Raw genomic sequence first — 19,889 nt, forward strand, 5'->3', positions numbered from 1 at the left:
GGAAGACGGTGGACTGGCTCAAGAGCGCCGTGACACGCTTCCGTCATGTCTACAGCTGGAATTGCCTTGGTGAGTCGGCGGCACGTCGACCTCGGCCGCATGTCCAGCGCCATCTGTCCGGCGGGCTGACAGCCTCAGCAACGTCATCTTTTTCGCCGTCCCCATCGTCGCGGACGCGCGGGCTTCCCTGATCCGACCTGCCCCGGACCCCCTCGCACCAGCACCTCGCGCCGCTCTGCGACGAGGCGCGTCCTTGCAGGTCACGGCCGGGTTGCCGCTGCCCGCCCCCGCCCTCACCGAGCCGCCCAGAAGGACATACCGCCATGGCCGCCACCCCTGAACGAACCGGTCCCGCCACGACCCGCCGCAAGGCCGGACGCCACCGCGGTGAGGGCCAGTGGGCCGTAGGTCACTTCACCCCGCTCAACGGCAACGAACAGTTCAAGAAGGACGACGACGGTCTCAACGTGCGGACACGCATTGAGACGATCTACTCCAAGCGCGGTTTCGACTCGATCGACCCCAGCGACCTGCGCGGCCGGATGCGCTGGTGGGGCCTGTACACCCAGCGCAAGCCGGGGATCGACGGCGGAAAGACCGCGATCCTGGAGCCGGAGGAGCTGGACGACAAGCACTTCATGCTCCGCGTCCGCGTCGACGGCGGACGGCTGAGCGTCGCGCAGCTGCGGGCCATCGGCGAGGTGTCCCAGGAGTACGCGCGCGGCACCGCCGACATCACCGACCGGCAGAACATCCAGCTGCACTGGATCCGCATCGAGGACGTCCCGGCGATCTGGGAGAAGCTGGAGTCCGTCGGCCTGTCGACGACCGAGGCGTGCGGCGACTGCCCCCGGGTGATCATCGGTTCGCCGGTCGCCGGCATCGCGGCCGACGAGATCATCGACGGATCGCCCGCGATCGAGGAGATCGAGCGGCGCTTCATCGGCAGCAAAGAATTCTCCAACCTGCCGCGGAAGTTCAAGTCGGCGATCTCCGGCTCGCCGGTGCAGGACGTGGTCCACGAGATCAACGACATCGCGTTCGTGGGCGTCGAACACCCCGAGCACGGGCCCGGCTTCGACCTGTGGGTGGGCGGCGGCCTGTCCACCAACCCGCGCCTCGGCGAACGGCTGGGCGCGTGGGTGCCGCTGGCGGACGTGGCCGAGGTCTGGGCCGGTGTGGTGGGGATCTTCCGCGACTACGGCTACCGGCGGCTGCGCAACCGCGCCCGGCTGAAGTTCCTGCTCGCCGACTGGGGCCCGGAGAAGTTCCGCGAGGTGCTGGAGGACGAGTACCTGAAGCGGAAGCTGGCCGACGGCCCCGCGCCCGCCGAGCCCAGCAGCCGCTGGCGGGACCACGTGGGCGTGCACCGCCAGAAGGACGGCCGGTTCTACGTGGGCTTCGCCCCGCGCGTCGGCCGGGTGGACGGCGCGACCCTGGTCAAGATCGCCGAACTGGCCGCCACCCACGGCTCGGACCGGCTGAACACCACCGTAGAGCAGAAGATGATCATCCTCGATGTGACCGAGGACCAGGTCGAGCCGCTGATCGCGGGGCTGGAGGCGCTGGACTTCCAGGTCCGCCCCTCGCCCTTCAGGCGCGGCACGATGGCCTGCACCGGCATCGAGTTCTGCAAGCTGGCGATCGTCGAGACCAAGGCGCGCGGCGCCTCGCTCATCGACGAGCTGGAGCGCCGGATGCCGGACTTCGAAGAACCGGTCTCGATCAACATCAACGGCTGCCCGAACGCCTGCGCCCGCATCCAGACCGCGGACATCGGCCTCAAGGGCCAGCTGGTGCTGGACGCGGACGGCAACCAGGTCGAGGGCTACCAGGTGCACCTCGGCGGCGCGCTCGGCCTCCAGGCGGGCTTCGGCCGCAAGGTCCGCGGCCTGAAGGTCACCGCCGACGAGCTGCCCGACTACGTCGAGCGGGTGCTGACCCACTTCCAGGAGCAGCGCGAGGAGGGCGAACGGTTCGCCACCTGGGCCGCCCGCGCGGAAGAGGGTGCGCTGAAGTGAGCGGGCGGGCCGCGCCGTTCTACTGCCCGTACTGCGGGGACGAGGATCTGCGCCCTTCCGAGGAAGGGCATGGCGCTTGGGAATGCGGGGCATGCAACCGCGCGTTCCGGCTCTCGTTCCTCGGACTGCTGACCAAGGGCGTCACCGCCCAGGCCCGGCAGCACGACACACGCCAAGGGGGCAGCAGTACATGACGGCAACTCAGGAACGTACGGAGACCGAGCTGGCGGCGCTCGCCGGGCAGGCCGGCCGCGACCTGGAGGACGCGTCCCCGCTGGAGATCCTCACGTGGGCGGCCGAGACCTTCGGCCGGCGCTTCTGCGTCACCTCCTCCATGGAGGACGCGGTCGTCGCGCACCTGGCCTCGCGCGCCTTCCCCGGCGTCGACGTGGTCTTCCTCGACACCGGCTACCACTTCCCGGAGACCCTCGGCACCCGGGACGCGGTCGCCGAGGTGATGGACGTCAACGTCATCACCCTCACGCCGCGGCGGACGGTGGCCGAACAGGACGCCGAGCACGGGCCGAAGCTGCACGACCGCGACCCGGACCTGTGCTGCGCGCTGCGCAAGGTCCAGCCCCTCGAAGCGGGCCTGGCCGGCTACGACGCCTGGGCGACCGGGCTGCGCCGCGACGAGTCGCCGACCCGCGCGAACACGCCCGTGGTGGGCTGGGACGCGCGGCGCCGCAAGGTGAAGGTCTCGCCGATCGCGCGCTGGACGCAGCAGGACGTGGACGCGTACGTCGCCGAGCACGGCGTGCTCACCAACCCGCTGCTGCTGGACGGCTACGCCTCGGTCGGCTGCGCGCCCTGCACCCGCCGGGTACTGGCGGGCGAGGACGCGCGGGCCGGCCGCTGGGCCGGCAGCAACAAGACCGAATGCGGGCTGCACGGATGAGCGGCCCCGGGGTGTCCGGCCATCAGGAGCCGGACCGCAAGGAAATCCAGGACCTTCAGGAGCGAAAGATGACGGGCGCCACGGTGTGGCTGACCGGACTGCCCAGCGCCGGCAAGACCACGATCGCGTACGCGCTGGCGGAACGGCTGCGGGGCGAGGGCCACCGCGTCGAGGTGCTGGACGGCGACGAGATCCGCGAGTTCCTCTCGGCGGGTCTGGGCTTCAGCCGGGAGGACCGGCACACCAACGTGCAGCGCATCGGCTTCGTCGCCGAGCTGCTGGCGAGCAACGGCGTCACGGCACTGGTGCCGGTGATCGCTCCGTACGCGGACTCGCGGGAGGCGGTGCGCAAGCGCCACCAGCGCGAGGGCACGCCGTACCTGGAGGTCCACGTGGCCACGCCGGTCGAGGTGTGCTCCGAGCGGGACGTGAAGGGCCTGTACGCCAAGCAGGCGGCGGGCGAGATATCCGGGCTGACCGGCGTCGACGACCCGTACGAAGCACCCGGGGCGCCCGATCTGCGGATCGCGTCGCACACCCAGACCGTGCAGGAGTCCGCGGCGGCGCTGTACGCGCTGCTCGCCGAGAGGGGACTGGCATGAGGACCGCCGCTGCCGTGAGCACGAGCGCCGGGAACTCCGGCGAGGCCCGGAACAACCGGAACGCCGGGGACACCGGGGACGCCGACAATCCGTATGCGCTGAGTCATCTGGATGCGCTGGAGTCGGAGGCGGTGCACATCTTCCGTGAGGTGGCGGGGGAGTTCGAGCGGCCGGTGATCCTCTTCTCCGGCGGCAAGGACTCCATCCTGATGCTGCACCTGGCCCTGAAGGCCTTCGCCCCCGCGCCGGTGCCGTTCGCGCTGCTGCACGTCGACACCGGCCACAACTTCCCCGAAGTCCTCGACTACCGCGACCGCACCGTCGCCCGCCACGGCCTGCGCCTGCACATCGCCTCCGTCCAGGACTTCCTCGACCGCGGCGAGCTGCGCGAGCGCCCCGACGGCACCCGCAACCCGCTGCAGACCGTGCCGCTGCTGCACGCCATCGAAGCGAACCGCTTCGACGCCGTCTTCGGCGGCGGACGCCGCGACGAGGAAAAAGCCCGCGCCAAGGAACGCGTCTTCTCCCTGCGCGACGAGTTCGGCGGCTGGGACCCGCGCCGCCAGCGCCCCGAACTGTGGCAGCTCTACAACGGCCGCCACTCCCCCGGCGAACACGTGCGCGTCTTCCCCCTGTCGAACTGGACCGAACTGGACGTGTGGCAGTACATCGCCCGCGAAAAAATCGAACTGCCCGCCATCTACTACGCCCACCAGCGCCAGGTCTTCGCCCGCGGCGGCATGTGGCTGGCGCCCGGCGCCTGGGGCGGCCCCAGGGACGGCGAGCGGGTCGAGACGCGGCAGGTGCGCTACCGCACCGTCGGCGACATGTCCTGCACCGGCGCCGTCGACTCCGACGCGGCCACCATCGAGGCCGTCATCGCCGAGATCGCCGCCTCCCGCCTGACCGAGCGGGGCGCCACCCGGGCCGACGACAAACTGTCCGAGGCCGCCATGGAGGACCGCAAGCGCGAGGGGTACTTCTAATGAGCACGATTGTCGATCCGGTCGACGTGGCCGCCACGGCCACCTCGCTGCTGCGCTTCGCCACCGCCGGCTCGGTGGACGACGGCAAGTCCACCCTGGTGGGGCGGCTGCTGCACGATTCGAAGTCGGTGCTGGCCGACCAGCTCGAAGCCGTCGAGCGGGCCTCGCTGGGCCGCGGCCAGGAGGCGCCCGACCTGGCCCTTTTGACCGACGGGCTGCGGGCCGAGCGGGAGCAGGGCATCACCATCGATGTCGCCTACCGCTACTTCGCCACGCCCCGGCGCCGCTTCATCCTCGCCGACACCCCCGGCCATGTGCAATACACCCGCAACATGGTCACCGGCGCCTCCACCGCCGAGCTGGCCGTGGTGCTGGTCGACGCCCGCCACGGCGTCGTCGAGCAGACCCGCCGCCACGCCGCCGTCGCCGCCCTGCTGCGCGTCCCCCACGTCGTCCTGGCCGTCAACAAGATGGACCTGGCCGCCTACGCCGAGCCCGTCTTCGCGGCCATCGCCGAAGAGTTCACCACCTACGCCGCCTCGCTGGGCGTACCGGAGATCACCGCCATCCCGATCTCCGCGCTGGCCGGCGACAACGTCGTGACCCCGTCCACCAACATGGACTGGTACGGCGGGCCGACCGTGCTGGAGCACCTGGAGAGCGTGCCGGTGGTGGCCGACCCTTCCCAGGACCCGGCGCGCTTCCCGGTGCAGTACGTCATCCGTCCACAGACTCCCGAACTGCCCGACTACCGCGGCTACGCGGGGCAGATCGCCTCGGGTGTGCTGCGCACCGGCGACCCGGTCACCGTGCTGCCCTCGGGCCGGACCAGCACCGTGGCGGCGCTGGACGTGCTGGGCCAGGCGGTGGACGTGGCCTGGGCGCCGCAGTCGGTGACCGTCCGCCTCGCCGACGACCTGGACATCTCCCGCGGCGACCTGATCGCCCCGGCCGCCGCGCCGCCCGCCGTCACCCGCGACATCGAGGCCACCGTCTGCCACGTCGCCGACCGACCGCTGAAGGCCGGCCAGCGGGTGCTGCTCAAACACACCACCCGTACGGTCAAGGCGATCGTCAAGGACATCCCGTCCCGGCTGACCCTCGACGACCTCTCCCAGCACCCCGCCCCCGGCGAACTGGCCGCCAACGACATCGGCCGCATCACCCTGCGCACCGCCGAACCCCTCGCCCTGGACCCCTACGCCGACTCCCGCCGCACCGGATCGTTCCTGCTCATCGACCCCGCCGACGGCACCACGCTGACCGCAGGAATGGCCGGGTCCGCGTTCGCCGAGGCGGCCGAGGCCGCGGCGGCGGCGTCGGACGACGACGCGGAATGGGACTTCTGACATGAGCGATCCCCTGGCTCCGGACGCCCTCGCGACCTTCGCGGACGCGTTCTCGACCTTCGCCAAGGAAGGCGGCCGGATCGGCAGCGGGGCCCTGGGCAGTGGCCAGGGCGGCGTCGGGCGATGTGTGCGCCGATGACGTACCGCCGCGCACCCCTCACGCCTCCCTTCCGAAGATCCACCGCACCGCCGGGCCCGCCGTAGGCGTCCGCCGCCCGGCCCTCCGAGAGGACCCCCTCCCGTGCCAGCCGTACGCCACCGCCTCCTCGCGGCCCTCGCCGTCGTCCCTCTGCTGACCGGCGCCCTGGGGGCGTGCGGGTACGGTTCGCGCGCCAAGCAGGACGACCAGGGCGCGGTCGCGGCCAAGGGGCCGAAAATCGACGGCCTGGACAAGATCAAGGTCGGCTACTTCGCCAACACCACGCACGCCACCGCGCTGGTCGGCGACCAGAAGGGCTTCTTCCAGAAGGAGCTGGGCGGTACCAAGTTCGCGCCGTCGGTGTTCAACGCGGGCCCGGCGGAGATCGAGGCGCTGAACTCCGGTGCCATCGACATCGGCTGGATCGGCCCGTCCCCCGCGATCAACGGCTGGACCACGTCCAAGGGCAAGAGCCTGAAGATCATTTCTGGGTCGGCGTCCGGCGGCGTCTCGCTCGTCGTCAACCCGAAGAAGATCAAGAACCTGGACGACCTCAAGGGCAAGACGATCGCCACGCCGCAGCTGGGCAACACCCAGGACGTGGCGCTGCTGAACTACCTGGCCGAGAAGGGCTACCGGGTCGATCCCACCACCGGCAAGGGCGACGTGACCGTCCAGCGCACCGAGAACAAGGTCGCCCCGGTCGCCTTCCGGCAGGGCAGCATCGACGCCGCGTGGGTGCCCGAGCCGACCGCCTCCAAGCTGGTCGAGGAGGGCGGCAAGGTGCTGCTGGACGAGAAGAAGCTGTGGAAGGACGGCAAGTTCGTCATCACGAACGTGATCGTCTCGCAGAAGTTCCTCAAGGAGCACCCGAAGGCCGTCGAGGCGGTGCTGCGCGGCTCGGTGAAGACCAACACGTACATCAGGACCCACCCGGGCGAGGCCAAGCAGGCGCTCAACGACAAGCTGGCCACCGCGTCCGGCAAGGCGCTGCCCCCGTCCGTGATCGACCCGGCGTTCCGCAACACCGACGTCACCGACGATCCGCTGGCCGCCACCCTCCAGCTGGAGGCGGACCACGCGGTCCGGGCGGGCCTGCTGAAGAAGCCCGCCCTCAAGGGCATCTACGACCTCACGCTGCTCAACAAGGTGCTCAAGGCCGAGGGCAAGCCGGCGGTCGACGACGCCGGACTCGGCAGTGAGTAGTCCCGCCGCACCGCATCCCCAGGAGGTGACACCGATGACGACCACCACGCTGAGCAAGCCCGGCAGCCGGGCGTCCGCCACGGCGGACGCGGACGGCACCGCTCCGTACGCCGCTCGCATCGACCATGTCTCGAAGTCGTTCGGCCGCCCCGGCGCGCAGCAGCACGTGCTGGACGACATCAGCATCGATGTCGCGCCGGGCGAGTTCGTGTGCCTGCTGGGGGCGTCGGGCTGCGGCAAGTCGACGCTGCTCAACCTCGTCGCCGGGCTCGACGGGCCCTCCGCGGGCAGCATCGCGACGCCCGGCGGCCGCCCGGCCCTGATGTTCCAGGAGCACGCGCTGTTCCCGTGGCTCACCGCGGGCCGCAACATCGAGCTGGCGCTGCGGCTGCGGGGGGTGCCGCGCGCGGAGCGCCGCGGCGAGGCCGAGCGGCTGCTGGAACTCGTACGGCTCAAGGGCGCGTACGGCAAGCGGGTGCACGAGCTGTCGGGCGGTATGCGGCAGCGGGTCGCGATGGCCCGCGCACTGGCGCAGGACAGTCAACTGCTGCTGATGGACGAGCCGTTCGCGGCGCTCGACGCCATCACGCGCGATGTGCTGCACGACGAGCTGACCCGCATCTGGCGGGACGCCAACGACAGCGCCTCCGGCAGCGGCGGCCTGTCCGTCCTGTTCGTCACCCACAACGTCCGGGAGGCGGTGCGGCTCGCCGAGCGGGTGGTGCTGCTGTCCTCCCGGCCCGGCCGGATCGCCCGCGAGTGGACCGTGGACATTCCGCATCCGCGCCGCATCGAGGACGCGGCGGTCGCCGACCTTTCCGTAGAGATCACCGAACAGCTCCGTGGGGAGATCCGCCGCCATGGCCAGCACTGAGACCGGGGCGGCCGCCGAGGCCGCCGAAAGCACCGCCGGGCCCGCGGCCGACGCGTCACCGGACCCCGCCGCGAAGGCGGCACCCGCCGCCACCGAGGAAGCTCCCACCGCCGCGAAGCCGGACGGCTCCGGCGACCTCGCCGGACTGGAGGCCGGGCTCGACGCCCTGGACACCTCCGTCACCGACCGCCAGCCCTGGCTGCGGACGCTGGTCTCCAAGGCCGTGCCGCCGGTCGTCGCCGTCGCCCTCGTCCTCGGCCTGTGGCAGCTCGCCTACCACTTCGAGCTCAAGGACCACTACCTGCTGCCCAGCCCGGTCGACGTGGCCCGCTCGCTCCAGGACAAGTGGCTCGAAGGGACGCTGCTCGACTACGTGTGGACGAGCGTGTCGCGCGGCGCGCTCGGCTTCCTGGCCTCGGTGGCGATCGGCACGCCGCTCGGCCTGCTGGTCGCACGCGTCAAGCCGGTACGGGCGGCGATCGGCCCGATCCTCAGCGGCCTCCAGTCGCTGCCCTCGGTGGCCTGGGTGCCCGCCGCCATCATCTGGTTCGGTCTGAGCGACGCCACGATCTACGCGGTGGTGCTGCTCGGCGCGGTCCCCTCGATCGCCAACGGCCTGGTCGCCGGTGTCGACCAGATCTCACCGCTCTACCTCCGGGCGGGCCGTACGATCGGCGCGCGCGGTCTGACGGGCGTACGGCACGTCCTGCTGCCCGCCGCGCTGCCCGGCTACCTCGCCGGCCTCAAGCAGGGCTGGGCGTTCTCCTGGCGCTCCCTGATGGCCGCCGAACTCATCGTCAACGCCGCCGACCTGGGCACCGGCCTCGGCCAGCTCCTCGAACAGGGCCGTGAACTCCAGGACATGTCCTGGGTACTGTCCGCGATCCTGCTGATCCTGATCGTCGGCATCGGCATCGAGCTGCTGATCTTCGCGCCGATCGAGCGGCGAGTGCTGCGCAGCCGCGGCCTGCTGGTGAAGAGCTGACCCATGGACGCCCGCCCCGCCCGCCCCGCCCTCCTCGTCATCGCCCACGGCAGCCGCGACGCGCGGCACGCGGCGGCCATCACCGCGCTCTGCGCGCGGGTGCGGGCGCTGCGGCCCGGCCTGCGCGTCGAGGTGGCCTTCCTCGACTTCAACGCGCCGAGCGTGCCCCGGACGCTGGAGCGGCTGGCGGCGGACGGCGTACGGGACGTGGTGGCCCTGCCGCTGCTGCTCACCCGCGCGTTCCACGCCAAGACGGACGTCCCGGCGGTGCTGCGGGAGGCCGCCGCCCGGCTGCCCCGCCTCACCGTCCGGCAGGCCGACGTCCTCGGCCCCTCCCCGCTGCTGACCGCCGCGCTGGAACGGCGGCTGTACGAAGCCGGAGTGCGCCCCGGCGACCGGCGCACGACCGGGGTCGTGCTGGCCTCGGCGGGCTCCTCCGACCCGGAGGCGAGCGCAGTGCTCGCTGAAATCGCGCGGGAGTGGCGGCGTACCACCGGTTGGTATGCCGTGCGGCCTGCGTTCGCCTCCGCTTCCCTCCCCCACACGGCCGACGCCGTACGGTCCCTGCGCGCCGACGGCGCCGAACGGGTGGCCGTGGCCCCCTACGTCATCGCCCCCGGCCGCCTCCCGGACCGCATCGCGCACGGCGCCGAGGAAGCCGGGGCCGAGATACTGGCGGACGTCCTGGGCCCGGCACCGGAACTGGCCCGCTTGCTGACCCGGCGGTACGAGGAGGCGCTGGGCCGGGTGGTGCGGGCGCTCGTGGCGTGAACAGGCCGCCTTCAGGCGCGCGGCGGCAGCCGGTGCAGGCGTACCTCGCCGAGTCTGCCCGCCGCGGCTTCCGCCGTCATGTACGTGCAGTGGGGCTGGCGCCTGCGGTCGGTCGGTGAGCCCGGGTTGAGCAGGCGCAGGCGGCCGTCGGCCGTCGTGGTGTCCCACGGGATGTGGCTGTGGCCGAACACGAGGACGTCGAGGCCGGGGTACTGCTCGGCGCAGCGGCGTTCGCGGCCCTGCTTCTGGCCGGTTTCGTGGACCACGCCCCAGCGCAGGCCGCCGAGTTCGGCGTACGCCACCTCCGGGAGCCGGGCGCGCAGTTCCGGGCCGTCGTTGTTGCCGTACACGCCGAGGAGCCTGCGGGAGCGTTCCTCCAGCAGGTCCAGGGTGGCGGTGTCCACCCAGTCCCCGGCGTGTACGACGATGTCGGCGCGCGCCACCTGTTCCAGCAGTTCCGGCGGCAGGGCCTTGGCGCGTTTGGGCAGGTGGGTGTCGGACATCAGCAGCAGGCGCACGGGGTGACCGTATCCCTCTCACAGGCAGTCGCGTGGCAGCGTCTCGTTCCAGGTGCGGGAGAAGACGCGGCGGTCGTTCTCGTAGCCGTCCAGGGTGGCGTCGATGTGGAACTCCTTCTCGCCGCACCGCAGTTTCTGGTGGGTGACCACTCGTACGTCCCACTCTCCGCGCCGGAAGCGCATGGTCCAGGCGGTCTCGCCGGAGGCGGAGGTGAAGTCGTCGGCGACGGTGGCGTACCGCTCGTAGGCGCGCCGTCCGGCCTCCATGCCGGTGTCCTCCAGGCGCGTCAGCCCGCCGTCCTTGACGATCTCCAGCTCGGAGTTGTAGCCGACCAGGTCGCGCTTGACCTCCCAGCGTTCCTCCGGCGGGGTCAGCTGGGTGGTGGTGAGCGGGCGGGTGCCCTCGGGGTCGCCGAAGGGGCGCGGGGGCAGCCGGTCCGGTTCGGTGACGGGCCGTACCGGCAGGGTCAGGGTGCTGGTGCCCTCGTGCACGCTGAGCGTGGCGGGCCGGGGCGGCGGCCAGGCCAGCGGCCAGTAGGTGGTGGACAGCGACAGCCGGATGCGGTGGCCGGGCGGGAAGGCCTGGGCGACGCCGTTGAGCTGGACGGTGGCCCGGTAGCGCCGGCCGGGTTCCAGGGGCTGCGGGTCGCCGACCGTCTCGTGGTGGGCGAGGTTGAGCACGCCGTAGGTGACGCGGGTCGCCCGGCCGTCGGGGGCCACGTCGGAGAGCCGGGCGGCGACCATGGCGACGGGTTCGCTGACCGACAGGTCCAGTTCGACGGTGGGCGAGCCGAGGATCTCCACGCGTTCGGTGAGCCGGTCGCTGTCGAAGACCAGCGACCCGCCGTCCTCCTCGCGCTGGTCGTACGGCAGGTCCGGCGGCGCGTTGTAGGAGGCCCACTTGCCGGCGAACTGGCCGACGGACAGCGGCGACTGCACGGTCAGCACGGTGCAGCCCCGTTCGCCGCACTCCTCGCCGTCGGCGCCGATGCGGTGCCGGAAGAGCGGGCGGCAGGCGGAGCGGATGTTCGGGGAGGGCCACTCCGGCTCGCCGACCCAGCGGCCCGGCCGGGTCGCGTAGGACGTGGACGGCGGCACGCTGTCCTGCATCCAGGCGCTGAGCATCGGCCCGTCCATGACGCCGTTGTCGGCGCCCTTGAGCCAGTGGTCCCACCAGCGCACGACTTCCTGGAGGTAGCCGATGGCGGGCCCGGGTACGCCCAGATGGGGGAACTTGTGCGACCAGGGGCCGATCAGGCCCTTGCGCGGTACGCCGAGGTTGCCCAGCAGCCGCGTCACGGCGTTGGAGTAGCCGTCGGCCCAGCCGCTGGACGCGAGGACCGGGCAGCGTACGGAGCTGTAGTCCTCGCAGACCGAGGCGTGCCGCCAGTAGTCGTCGCGGCGCTGGTGGCGGATCCACTGCAGGGCCCACGGCTCGGTGTTCTCCAGCCGTTCCCGCCACATGCCGCGCCAGCGGCCGCCCACCACGGCCGGGTCGGGCGGGCAGGTGGCGTAGGCGAACATGGTGCCCGCCTCGGCCAGGTTGTCGGAGAGCAGCTGGCCCCCCATGTAGTGCATGTCGTCGGCGTACCGGTCGTCGGTGAAGGACGCGATGACGATGGCGCGCAGGCTCGCGGGCTGCCGGGCGGCGACCTGGAGTGCGGCGAAGGCGCCCCAGGAGATGCCCATCATGCCGGTGGTGCCGTCGCACCAGGGCTGCGCGGCCAGCCAGGCGAGGATGTCCTCGGCGTCGGCCTGTTCCTGTTCCAGGTACTCGTCCTTGAGGACCCCTTCCGACTCGCCGGTGCCGCGCAGGTCGACGCGGACGCAGGCGTAGCCGTGACCGGCGATGTAGGGGTGGTGGATCGAGTCGCGGACGGCGGTCAGGTCCCCTTTGCGGTACGGGATGTACTCCAGGACCGCGGGCACCGGTTCCTCGTCGGACGCCGTGGGACGCCAGATGCGCGCCGACAGGCGGGTGCCGTCGGAGGCCGGGATGGTGACGTGGTCCTCCTCCGTCGTCGCGCAGGGCAGGTTGCTGACGAAACGCATGGGGCGGCCTTCTCCTTGCTGTCGTGCGGTGCGGTCGGCGCGGCCGGGCCCGTCGGCCGTCAGCTGTCCCGGCCGGCGGGTCCGGCCTTCTCGCAGGCCAGGTGCAGGGCCGCCACGCAGTGGTCGTACTTCTCGCGCAGCTCCTCCTCACTGTCGCCCCCGGTGACGACATGGGCCAGTTCGAAGCTGTAGCTGTCCTGCTCGTCCATGTCCGACAGGTGCTGGCCCGGCTCGGGAATCACGTGGATCCGCGTGCCCGGCATCTCCTTCTCGATGCGCGAGACGTCCTCCCGGGAGGGCAGCTCGCAGGCGACGCCGTCGGTGAACCACCGGTAGTACCACTTGGCGGCCGTCCGGTAGCGGCCCGCGCGGTGCGGCATGGCCGGGTCCTCGCCGAGGGAGAGACGCAGCATGGCGTGGTGGTTGGGGGCGCCGTCGACGTACTGGAACAGTTCGGCGTGCGACTGGGAGTGCCGGGGGTTGACCTCCAGCACGTTGATCTCGTCGGTGTGCGGATCGTAGAAGTACTCGATGCTGAACGTCGCTTCCTGCATCCCGATCTGCCGCATGACGCGGGCGGTGACGTCGCGCAGCCGGTGCAGTACGGGCTCGGGGAGCGTCGAGGGGTACTGGTGGCGCAGGAAGGACGAGCTGCCGGGGTAGTCGATGGAGTCCAGGACGCCGTAGACCGTGACCTCGCCGTCGTGGACGTAGCCCTCGACCGCGACCTGGATGCCGGACAGCGCTTCCTCCGCCAGGCAGACCTGACCGCCGACGCCCGCCATCTCCGGCGGGAGGTCGAGGCGGTCGAGGATGTACTCGAAGGGCTCGCCGACGCGGTGGATGCCCTCGCGGATCTCGGCGACGGCCGCCCGGAACCCGTCCTCGTCCTTGACGCCGAAGGCCAGTTCCGAGGAGTACGCGAGGGCCGGCTTGAGCCACATGGGGAAGCCGACGCCCGCGGGCGGGCGCGGGGGGTCCGCGTGGAGGTCGACGCGCCCGAAGTTCGGGTGGGTGCCGACGGCCTTCTCCTGCTCCAGCCGGCTCCAGTACTTGTGCTCGCACTTGACGACGGATTCCAGGCTGGTGCTGCGGGTGCCGTAGCGCTCGCTCAGGATCGGCACGAGGGTGCTCACCGGGAAGTCCCAGTAACCGACGACGGCGTCGATGCCGCCGTCGAAGGAGTCCAGCACGCGCTGCGCCTTCTCCAGGAGACCGGGTACGGACACCTCGCCGACCTGGAGTTCCCTGATGGTGAGCAGCGGGTGGAAGCGGTACCGGTCCGCGTCGGGCACGTCGTTGAGCGCGGGCAGGTTGGCCTCTTCCAGCCCGAGTACGAAGATGTTCTTCACGCTCACCGGCGTCCTCCTACGGCTCACTGTCCGGCGAGGCACGCGGGTACCCGCGGGAGTCCCGGCAAACCTCGGTGCGCCTGCCGGGTGGCGGAGCGGGAGAGGGCTGGTGGGGCGGGTGGGTTGCTCACAGGGAAATCCGAAGGGGCCGGACAAGAGACGTCGGCCCCTTCGCATCAGGGCGTGAGGTCCAGGACGCGGACCGGTCGGCCTTCCCACTGCTGGGGATCGGCCGTGGCGATGACCGCCCCGCCGGGGCGGTCAAGGGTGGGCTGTGCAGCGTACTGGGCATGCGCCGCCGCCCAGGTTTCCCCCTGCGCCACAGCCAGGGCGGCCGGAAGGTCCAGGTCCAGGACGGTGATGCCGGGCAGGGCGGCGAGATGCTCGGCCGTTCCTGGGCGGGCCCGGTCGGCTTCGACCAGCGCGCACGCCGGGGCGTAGAGGAACCAGCCCGCCTCGGCATGGGCCCGGTGAATCAGCCGCGAGGCGAGGATGTCGCCCTGGCCGGCCGCGGCCATCGCCGTGTCGTCGAGAACGATGTGCATCGGCTCGCTCACCGGCCGGCCGGCCGGGCCATGCGCCGGTCGAGTTCCTCGTCCAGGGCCTGCTGTTCGTCCGGGCCAGGAGCGTACCCCGTCCACCGGTGCAACGCCGCACGGGCCTGTTCGGCCTGCTCGGCCCGCTCCTGCGGAGTCAGCAGGGTGTCGGCGAGACGGGCCAGATAGGCCCGCAGGGACAACCCTTCACCAGCGGCTATCGCCGCCAGACGCTCCTTGGCTTCCTCCGGCATCCGGACATTGGCATCGGACATCGTCACGCTCCTCTCCTCACACCAAGGGTACGGGTACGGGTACGTACCCGTACAGCCTCGGCATCGCAGAAGTGGCTTGCCAGGATAAATCATGTGATATGGGGGTGCAGTATCGCTGAGCGTGACGTTTTTCCCGGGGCGGGAGTGGCACCCGGTTCCGGGCAGCTTCTAGCCGAGGAGACCCATGGACGCCGCTCTTTCCCGGAACTGGAAACACGCCGTGGTGACCGGCGGCGCGGGCTTCGTCGGTTCGCACCTGTGTACCGCGCTGCTGGCCCAGGGCGCCGCCGTCACCTGTATCGACGATCTGAGCACCGGGGCGCCGGAGAACACCGCCCCGCTGCGCGGCAGGCCCGGGTTCACGTTCGTGGAGGCCGATGTCACCGAGCCGTTCCGGATCGGGCGCGAAGTCGACCTCGTCCTGCACTTCGCCTCCCCCGCCGCGCCCGCCGACTACCTGCGGCTGCCCCTGCACACGCTGGAAACCGGAAGCCTCGGCACGCGCAACGCCCTCGCCGTGGCGCGGTCGCACGGGGCGCGCTTCGTCCTCGCGTCGGCCGCCGAGGTCTACGGCGACCCGCAGCAGCATCCGCAGAGCGAGACCTACTGGGGCAACGTCGATCCCGTCGGGCCCAGGAGCGTGTACGCCGAGGCCATGCGGTTCGGCGAGGCCATGACGACGGCCGAGGCGGGCACTCACGGAACGGACACCGGCATAGTGCGGCTGTTCAACACCTACGGGCCCGGGATGCGGGGCCCCGACGGCCGCGCCGTACCGACGTTCATCCGGCAGGCGCTGGACGGGGAGCCGCTCACCGTCACCGGGGACGGGCGGCAGACACGCTCCCTGTGCCATGTGGACGACGCCGTCCGGGGCGTCCTCGCGGCGGCGGCCTCCGATCTGCGGGGGCCGGTCAACCTGGGCAACCCGGCCGACATCTCCATGCTCGAACTCGCCCGTCTGATCATCGGGCTGACCGGCTCCTCCTCCCGGGTCCGGTTCGTCGACCGGCCCACGGACGACCCCGCGGTCCGCTGCCCGGACATCACCCTGGCCCGCGGAAAGCTGCAGTGGGAGCCCGAAGTGGCGCCACGGGACGGCTTGGCGCGCACCATCGAGTGGTTCCGCAGCCTGCCGATCACCTGACGCCGCCTCCGGTTCCGGAGAGCTTCCGCTTCCGGACAGTTTCCGGTTCCGGACAGCACGACGCCGGCCGTCGCGCCCCGTGGGGGCGAGCGCGACGGCCGGCGGCCGGAGCCGAACGGGCGGTGAGGTTACTCGCCGACCTTCAGCAGCTTGTTGGGCGTGCCCTCGCTCGCGTTCTTGATCTTGTCGGGCGTGGCGGCGTCGGTCAGGCCCTTGGCGACCGCGTCCGGCTTGGCGTCCTTGTGGGCGCTCAGGTAGACCGCGGCGGCGCCCGCGACGTGCGGGGTGGCCATGGACGTACCGGAGATGGTCTTGGTGCCCTGGTCGCTGTCGTTCCAGTCCGAGGTGATGTCCGAACCGGGCGCGTAGAGGTCCACGGAGCTGCCGAAGTTGGAGAAGTCGGACTGCTCGTCGGTGTTGGTGCTGGAGGCGACCGTGATGGCCTCCTTCACCCGCGCCGGGGAGCCCTGGCCCGCGTCGGTGGACTCGTTGCCCGCCGCCACGGCGAAGGTGACGCCGGAGGCGACCGCCTTCTGGACCGCCGCGTCCAGCGCCTCGTCGGCGCCGCCGCCCAGCGACATGTTCGCCACCGACGGGCCCTTGTGGTTCTTGGTCACCCAGTCGATGCCCGCGACGACCTGCTCGGTGGAGCCGGAGCCCTGGTTGTCCAGCACGCGGACGGCCACGATCTTGGCCTTCTTGGCGACGCCGTGCGCCTTGCCGCCGATGGTGCCCGCGACGTGGGTGCCGTGGCCGTTGCCGTCGGTGGCGTCGTTGTCGCCGTCGACCGCGTCGAAGCCGGAGGACGCGCGGCCCTCGAAGTCCTTGTGCGTGGTGCGTACGCCGGTGTCGATGACGTACGCGGTGACGCCCTCACCCGCGCTGTCGGGGTAGGTGTACTTCTTGTCGCCCTGGGTGTCCGTCTGGTCGATGCGGTCCAGGCCCCACGACGGCGGGTTGTCCTGGGTGGCGTCGATGTGGAACTTCTTGTTCTGCACGACCTTGTCGACGGCCGGGTCGGCGGCCAGGCGGCGGGCCTCCTCGGCACTGAGGCCGGTGGCGGAGAAACCGTTCAGCGCGGCGGAGTAGGTCCGCTTGACCTGGCCGCCGTACTTGCCGGCCAGGTCTTTACTCTGCTCGGCCTGGACTCCGGCGCCGCGCACCGAGTTCTTCAGCATGACGATGTAGCTGCCGGTGACGGCACCCTTGGCCTCGGCGCCGTAGATCTTGCCCTCGGCGGGCGAAGCACCCGCGGTGACCGCGGTGACCGTGGCGATACCGGTCGCGGCGACCACGGCGGTTATCGCGGTGACGAGCCGCTTCTTGCTGGAACGCTTGTGAGCGTGAGCCATTCGAGGGTTCTCCTCGTTCGGGGTGTGGGGGGAAAGCGTTGCGCAACAGCCCGGACGGACAAGAAGATCTCCGCCGGGCTGGCTCGAAACCCTGTCGGATTGACGGGGTCAATTCAAGACCGCCCGGGCGTTGTGAGATAGGCAACAACGTTGCGTATTTGCAAAGGACCGCAGAAGGGGTCAAATACGCCCCGCGGCTACCCGACGACGAGTCAACTCCGTTTACATACTGGCAACATGACGCAGGTCAGGGGCGGTATGGCCGTCGACGTTACCGGCGGTACGGAACGCGGCGCGCCGAACGGCCGGGCAACCGGCCTTTATTGGGAACAGGCGGGCAATCACCCCGCCCGCCGTTTCTTTACAGATCAACAATCCCCGGGAGAAGGGCACCTCAATCATCGGCACGCCATCACTTGGAGTGGTGTCGCTCACCTCGGCACCCTCCCCGCCGAACCCGCCTTATACGCACCGCATTTCCTCCGGCACGCCGGGCGACGAGCCGCCCGAACTCCCGCGCATTTCTCGTCACTCTTCAGAGGAATGCGCCGATATTCCGTCACACAACGCCCGTTGCGGGATGTGCCGGTCTTCTCATCGCTGGTACCGGGCCAGCACCAGGTTCCCGTCGTGGACCAGGCGCCGGCGAAGCCGGTCCAGGCCGATGGCGCCGCTGTAGTACTCCTGGAACCCCGGGGTCGCGATCTTGTCCTTCCACTCCGGGTAGCCCCGCACCGACTGCGCGGGCGCGGCCCGCAGCGTGCCGGCCAGGGCCGTGCCCGTCGCCCAGCCGTACCGGTCCGCATGCAGCTCCGGAGCCTTCAGCGCCTCCTGCCCCGTCGGCAGCATCCAGTCACCCAGCGCGAGCCGCACCATGTTGGGCGGCCTCAGCAGGAAGTCGACGAAAGCCATCGCCTCCTCCTTGCGGGGGCAGTCCGCCGCGACCGACAGGGTCTGCGGGCTGACGCCCTGGTCCGCGCCGCCCGCCCCACGGGGTGCGGGCAACACCGTCCACTCGAAGTCCTTCGGGGCCTGCTGGACGATCTGCTGCCGGTAGGAGAACCCGAGCGGCAGGATCGCGTACCGGCCCGCGAAGAAGCCGGGCAGCGTGTCGGCGCCGCCCATGCCGAGAGTCGTACGGGCCGCGCTGCGGACGACGTTGACCTGGTCGTGGATGACGCGCGGCACCACCTGGTCGGCGGCGTCGAACCGTACCTCCGCCCTGCCGTCCGGGCGGCGCCGGAAGATCCGGCCGCCGGTGGACAGGGCGAGGTTGAGGGTGGCGGACACCGGTTCCTTCAGCGGCCAGGCGACGCCGTACCCGCCGCCGCCCGTCAGCTGCTTCGCCACCTCCCCGAACTCCTCCCACGTCCACGGGTCGCGCGCGGTCGGCACGCGCGCCCCCGAGCGCCGCAGCTTCACCTGGTCGGCGATCAGGACGCGCGGCTCCTGGAGGAAGGGGATGCCGTACACCCGGCCGCCGAAGGTGCCCGACTCCCAGCTGTGCCGCGGGATGTCGTCCTTGAGGCGCCGCGGGAGGAGCTCGGTGAGGTCGGCGAGGTAGCCGCCGTAGGCGAAGTCGGCGAGGTCGTCGGAGGCGTCGTGGATGATGTCCGGCGCCTCGCCGCCCTCGAAGGAGGTGAGCAGCTGGTCGTGGACGGTGGGCCAGGCCCCCTGGACGTACTGGACGGGGATGTCCGGATGCTGCCGGTTCCACTCCGCGACCAGTTGCCTGTTGGCGTCCACGGACTCCTTCTGCCAGGCCAGCGACTGGAAGCGGAGCACGCCCCCGCCGTCGCCCCGGCGACCGCCGCCGCCCGAACAGCCGGGCAGCAGGGCCGCGGCGGGCACGGCAGCGGCGGCGGCGAGCAGGGTGCGGCGGCCCGGCCCGCCCCCGGGGGCGGCCATCAGCTCTTCACCGCCCCGGCCAGCATGCCGCCGGTGATACGGCGCTGGATGACGGCGAAGAGCACCAGGCTGGGCAGGGTGGCGAGCAGCGCCGCCGCGGCGAGCGGGCCGAGGTCGGCGACGCCCTCGGCCCCGAGGAAGTGGGTCAGCACGACCGGCATCGTCTGTTTCTCCGGCGATTTGAGCAGGACGAGCGCGAAGAAGAACTCGTTCCATGCGGTGATGAAGGCGAACAGGCCCGTGGCGACGATGCCCGGCGCCAGCAGCGGCCCGGTGACCGAGACCAGGATGCGCAGCCGTCCCGCGCCGTCCACCGCCGCGGCCTCCTCCAGCTCCGGCGGCACGGCCCGTACGTAACCGGTCAGCATCCACAGCGCGAACGGCAGCGACCACACCATGTACACCAGGACCAGGCCGGTACGGGAGTCGACCAGGTGCAGGTTCTTCAGGACCAGGAAGAGCGGGATGATCACCAGGACCAGCGGGAACGCCTGGCTGACCACGACCCAGCCGGTCGCCGCCCGCGCGAAGCGGGTGCGGCGGCGCGCCAGGACGTACGCCATCGGCGTCGCCAGGACGATCGCGGCCAGCGCCGAGACCGCGGCGGCGAGCAGGCTGTTGGCGGCGGCCTGGAGCAGCGGCTGCTCGTCGAAAGCGGTACGGAAGTTGTCCAGCGTCGGCGCCCTGGGGATCCAGGTGGGGTGGATGCTGCCCAGCTCGCGCGGCGGTTTGAAGGCGGTGGAGACCAGCCAGAGGAAGGGGAAGGCGAGGAAGACCAGGTAGCAGAGCAGGGCCAGGTACTGGCCGGTCCGGGCGGCGGTACGGCGGGGGGCCGGCCGGCCGGGACGGGTGGTGGCGCGGTCGGTGGCGCGGTCGGTGGCGCGGTCGGTGGCCTGGCGGCGCCCGGCCGGCGGGGAG

At 71.5% G+C, this 19,889-nt stretch carries 22 protein-coding genes; 13 read left to right on the forward strand and 9 right to left on the reverse strand.

The window, feature by feature from the left end; translation table 11 throughout:
* Positions 1-45: 45 nt before the first annotated feature.
* The 12 genes from A6A06_RS43805 (at position 46) to A6A06_RS26885 (ending at position 9,831) form a co-directional block, all read left to right on the forward strand.
* Entirely contained in the window at positions 46-129 is an 84-nt protein-coding gene (locus A6A06_RS43805; RefSeq protein ID WP_312024626.1) for a putative leader peptide, read from the forward strand.
* Positions 130-323: 194 nt separating this feature from the next.
* On the forward strand, positions 324-2,021 hold the full coding sequence (locus tag A6A06_RS26840; RefSeq protein ID WP_073764081.1) for a nitrite/sulfite reductase: 1,698 nt from the start codon (positions 324-326) through the stop codon (positions 2,019-2,021).
* The gene (locus A6A06_RS43050) at positions 2,018-2,215 is read left to right on the forward strand and encodes a hypothetical protein (RefSeq protein WP_073764083.1); all 198 of its coding nucleotides are present in this window, start codon (positions 2,018-2,020) and stop codon (positions 2,213-2,215) included. Before A6A06_RS26840 ends, A6A06_RS43050 begins: the two co-directional genes overlap by 4 nt.
* Complete coding sequence (locus A6A06_RS26850; RefSeq protein WP_073764085.1) at positions 2,212-2,919, forward strand: phosphoadenylyl-sulfate reductase; 708 nt, start codon at positions 2,212-2,214, stop codon at positions 2,917-2,919. The genes A6A06_RS43050 and A6A06_RS26850 overlap by 4 nt, the downstream gene beginning before the upstream one ends.
* A gap of 68 nt (positions 2,920-2,987) precedes the next feature.
* Positions 2,988-3,521 carry an adenylyl-sulfate kinase gene (cysC, locus tag A6A06_RS26855; RefSeq protein ID WP_073764676.1) on the forward strand — a complete coding sequence of 178 codons (534 nt, stop codon included), beginning with the start codon at positions 2,988-2,990 and terminating at the stop codon, positions 3,519-3,521.
* A complete protein-coding gene (gene cysD / locus A6A06_RS26860) occupies positions 3,518-4,507 on the forward strand; it encodes a sulfate adenylyltransferase subunit CysD (protein ID WP_443333782.1) in 990 nt (329 codons plus the stop codon). Before cysC ends, cysD begins: the two co-directional genes overlap by 4 nt.
* Positions 4,507-5,856 (forward strand): sulfate adenylyltransferase subunit 1, encoded by a 1,350-nt coding sequence (locus A6A06_RS26865; protein ID WP_073764089.1) that lies wholly within the window; start codon positions 4,507-4,509, stop codon positions 5,854-5,856. The genes cysD and A6A06_RS26865 overlap by 1 nt, the downstream gene beginning before the upstream one ends.
* Position 5,857: 1 nt before the next feature.
* Positions 5,858-5,995, forward strand: coding sequence for a hypothetical protein (locus A6A06_RS42115; protein ID WP_199931172.1), 138 nt, complete (start codon positions 5,858-5,860; stop codon positions 5,993-5,995).
* Positions 5,996-6,097: 102 nt separating this feature from the next.
* Positions 6,098-7,201 carry an ABC transporter substrate-binding protein gene (locus A6A06_RS26870; RefSeq protein ID WP_073764091.1) on the forward strand — a complete coding sequence of 368 codons (1,104 nt, stop codon included), beginning with the start codon at positions 6,098-6,100 and terminating at the stop codon, positions 7,199-7,201.
* A gap of 34 nt (positions 7,202-7,235) precedes the next feature.
* Positions 7,236-8,075 carry an ABC transporter ATP-binding protein gene (locus tag A6A06_RS26875; protein ID WP_073764093.1) on the forward strand — a complete coding sequence of 280 codons (840 nt, stop codon included), beginning with the start codon at positions 7,236-7,238 and terminating at the stop codon, positions 8,073-8,075.
* The gene (locus A6A06_RS26880) at positions 8,062-9,060 is read left to right on the forward strand and encodes an ABC transporter permease (protein WP_073764095.1); all 999 of its coding nucleotides are present in this window, start codon (positions 8,062-8,064) and stop codon (positions 9,058-9,060) included. The genes A6A06_RS26875 and A6A06_RS26880 overlap by 14 nt, the downstream gene beginning before the upstream one ends.
* A gap of 3 nt (positions 9,061-9,063) precedes the next feature.
* Positions 9,064-9,831 carry a sirohydrochlorin chelatase gene (locus A6A06_RS26885; protein ID WP_073764097.1) on the forward strand — a complete coding sequence of 256 codons (768 nt, stop codon included), beginning with the start codon at positions 9,064-9,066 and terminating at the stop codon, positions 9,829-9,831.
* Positions 9,832-9,842: 11 nt separating this feature from the next.
* Here the strand turns inward: A6A06_RS26885 and A6A06_RS26890 are convergent, their stop codons facing one another.
* From A6A06_RS26890 to A6A06_RS26910, 5 genes are all read right to left on the reverse strand, one after another.
* The gene (locus A6A06_RS26890; RefSeq protein WP_073764099.1) at positions 9,843-10,349 is read right to left on the reverse strand and encodes a metallophosphoesterase family protein; all 507 of its coding nucleotides are present in this window, start codon (positions 10,347-10,349) and stop codon (positions 9,843-9,845) included.
* 18 nt (positions 10,350-10,367) lie between these two features.
* Positions 10,368-12,401: a CocE/NonD family hydrolase gene (locus A6A06_RS26895; protein WP_073764101.1), complete on the reverse strand. Its 2,034-nt coding sequence runs from the start codon at positions 12,399-12,401 to the stop codon at positions 10,368-10,370.
* A 59-nt stretch (positions 12,402-12,460) separates the two neighbouring features.
* The gene (locus tag A6A06_RS26900) at positions 12,461-13,759 is read right to left on the reverse strand and encodes an ATP-grasp domain-containing protein (RefSeq protein ID WP_073764102.1); all 1,299 of its coding nucleotides are present in this window, start codon (positions 13,757-13,759) and stop codon (positions 12,461-12,463) included.
* Between the two features lie 170 nt (positions 13,760-13,929).
* A complete protein-coding gene (locus tag A6A06_RS26905) occupies positions 13,930-14,298 on the reverse strand; it encodes a hypothetical protein (protein WP_073764678.1) in 369 nt (122 codons plus the stop codon).
* Positions 14,299-14,306: 8 nt separating this feature from the next.
* A complete protein-coding gene (locus A6A06_RS26910; RefSeq protein WP_073764680.1) occupies positions 14,307-14,564 on the reverse strand; it encodes a hypothetical protein in 258 nt (85 codons plus the stop codon).
* A gap of 184 nt (positions 14,565-14,748) precedes the next feature.
* On the opposite strand from A6A06_RS26910, the gene A6A06_RS26915 reads away from it, so the two are divergent.
* On the forward strand, positions 14,749-15,711 hold the full coding sequence (locus A6A06_RS26915; protein ID WP_073764104.1) for an NAD-dependent epimerase/dehydratase family protein: 963 nt from the start codon (positions 14,749-14,751) through the stop codon (positions 15,709-15,711).
* Positions 15,712-15,839: 128 nt separating this feature from the next.
* On the opposite strand, the gene A6A06_RS26920 is transcribed toward A6A06_RS26915, so the two are convergent.
* The 4 genes from A6A06_RS26920 to A6A06_RS26930 all read right to left on the reverse strand — a co-directional run bounded on the left by A6A06_RS26920 (position 15,840) and on the right by A6A06_RS26930 (position 19,768).
* Positions 15,840-17,063, reverse strand: coding sequence for a S8 family peptidase (locus A6A06_RS26920; RefSeq protein ID WP_073764106.1), 1,224 nt, complete (start codon positions 17,061-17,063; stop codon positions 15,840-15,842).
* Between the two features lie 222 nt (positions 17,064-17,285).
* Positions 17,286-17,498, reverse strand: a complete 213-nt coding sequence (locus tag A6A06_RS42120; RefSeq protein WP_199931173.1) for a hypothetical protein — start codon at positions 17,496-17,498, stop codon at positions 17,286-17,288.
* A gap of 159 nt (positions 17,499-17,657) precedes the next feature.
* Entirely contained in the window at positions 17,658-18,971 is a 1,314-nt protein-coding gene (locus tag A6A06_RS26925) for an ABC transporter substrate-binding protein (protein ID WP_079194360.1), read from the reverse strand.
* Positions 18,971-19,768 carry a carbohydrate ABC transporter permease gene (locus A6A06_RS26930; protein ID WP_073764684.1) on the reverse strand — a complete coding sequence of 266 codons (798 nt, stop codon included), beginning with the start codon at positions 19,766-19,768 and terminating at the stop codon, positions 18,971-18,973. Before A6A06_RS26930 ends, A6A06_RS26925 begins: the two co-directional genes overlap by 1 nt.
* Between the last annotated feature and the right edge of the window lie 121 nt (positions 19,769-19,889).

Origin of the sequence: Streptomyces sp. CB02923 (genome assembly GCF_001905005.1) — a bacterium.
Classification (GTDB): Bacteria; Actinomycetota; Actinomycetes; order Streptomycetales; family Streptomycetaceae; genus Streptomyces.

Coding starts and splice junctions, on each gene's coding strand:
- A6A06_RS43805 (WP_312024626.1), top strand. CDS start 46: ATGTCTACAGCTGGAATTGCCTTGGTGAGTCGGCGGCACGTCGACCTC.
- A6A06_RS26840 (WP_073764081.1), top strand. CDS start 324: ATGGCCGCCACCCCTGAACGAACCGGTCCCGCCACGACCCGCCGCAAG.
- A6A06_RS26850 (WP_073764085.1), top strand. CDS start 2,212: ATGACGGCAACTCAGGAACGTACGGAGACCGAGCTGGCGGCGCTCGCC.
- cysC (WP_073764676.1), top strand. CDS start 2,988: ATGACGGGCGCCACGGTGTGGCTGACCGGACTGCCCAGCGCCGGCAAG.
- cysD (WP_443333782.1), top strand. CDS start 3,518: ATGAGGACCGCCGCTGCCGTGAGCACGAGCGCCGGGAACTCCGGCGAG.
- A6A06_RS26865 (WP_073764089.1), top strand. CDS start 4,507: ATGAGCACGATTGTCGATCCGGTCGACGTGGCCGCCACGGCCACCTCG.
- A6A06_RS42115 (WP_199931172.1), top strand. CDS start 5,858: ATGAGCGATCCCCTGGCTCCGGACGCCCTCGCGACCTTCGCGGACGCG.
- A6A06_RS26875 (WP_073764093.1), top strand. CDS start 7,236: ATGACGACCACCACGCTGAGCAAGCCCGGCAGCCGGGCGTCCGCCACG.
- A6A06_RS26880 (WP_073764095.1), top strand. CDS start 8,062: ATGGCCAGCACTGAGACCGGGGCGGCCGCCGAGGCCGCCGAAAGCACC.
- A6A06_RS26885 (WP_073764097.1), top strand. CDS start 9,064: ATGGACGCCCGCCCCGCCCGCCCCGCCCTCCTCGTCATCGCCCACGGC.
- A6A06_RS26895 (WP_073764101.1), bottom strand. CDS start 12,401: ATGCGTTTCGTCAGCAACCTGCCCTGCGCGACGACGGAGGAGGACCAC.
- A6A06_RS26905 (WP_073764678.1), bottom strand. CDS start 14,298: ATGCACATCGTTCTCGACGACACGGCGATGGCCGCGGCCGGCCAGGGC.
- A6A06_RS26910 (WP_073764680.1), bottom strand. CDS start 14,564: ATGTCCGATGCCAATGTCCGGATGCCGGAGGAAGCCAAGGAGCGTCTG.
- A6A06_RS26915 (WP_073764104.1), top strand. CDS start 14,749: ATGGACGCCGCTCTTTCCCGGAACTGGAAACACGCCGTGGTGACCGGC.
- A6A06_RS26920 (WP_073764106.1), bottom strand. CDS start 17,063: ATGGCTCACGCTCACAAGCGTTCCAGCAAGAAGCGGCTCGTCACCGCG.
- A6A06_RS26925 (WP_079194360.1), bottom strand. CDS start 18,971: ATGGCCGCCCCCGGGGGCGGGCCGGGCCGCCGCACCCTGCTCGCCGCC.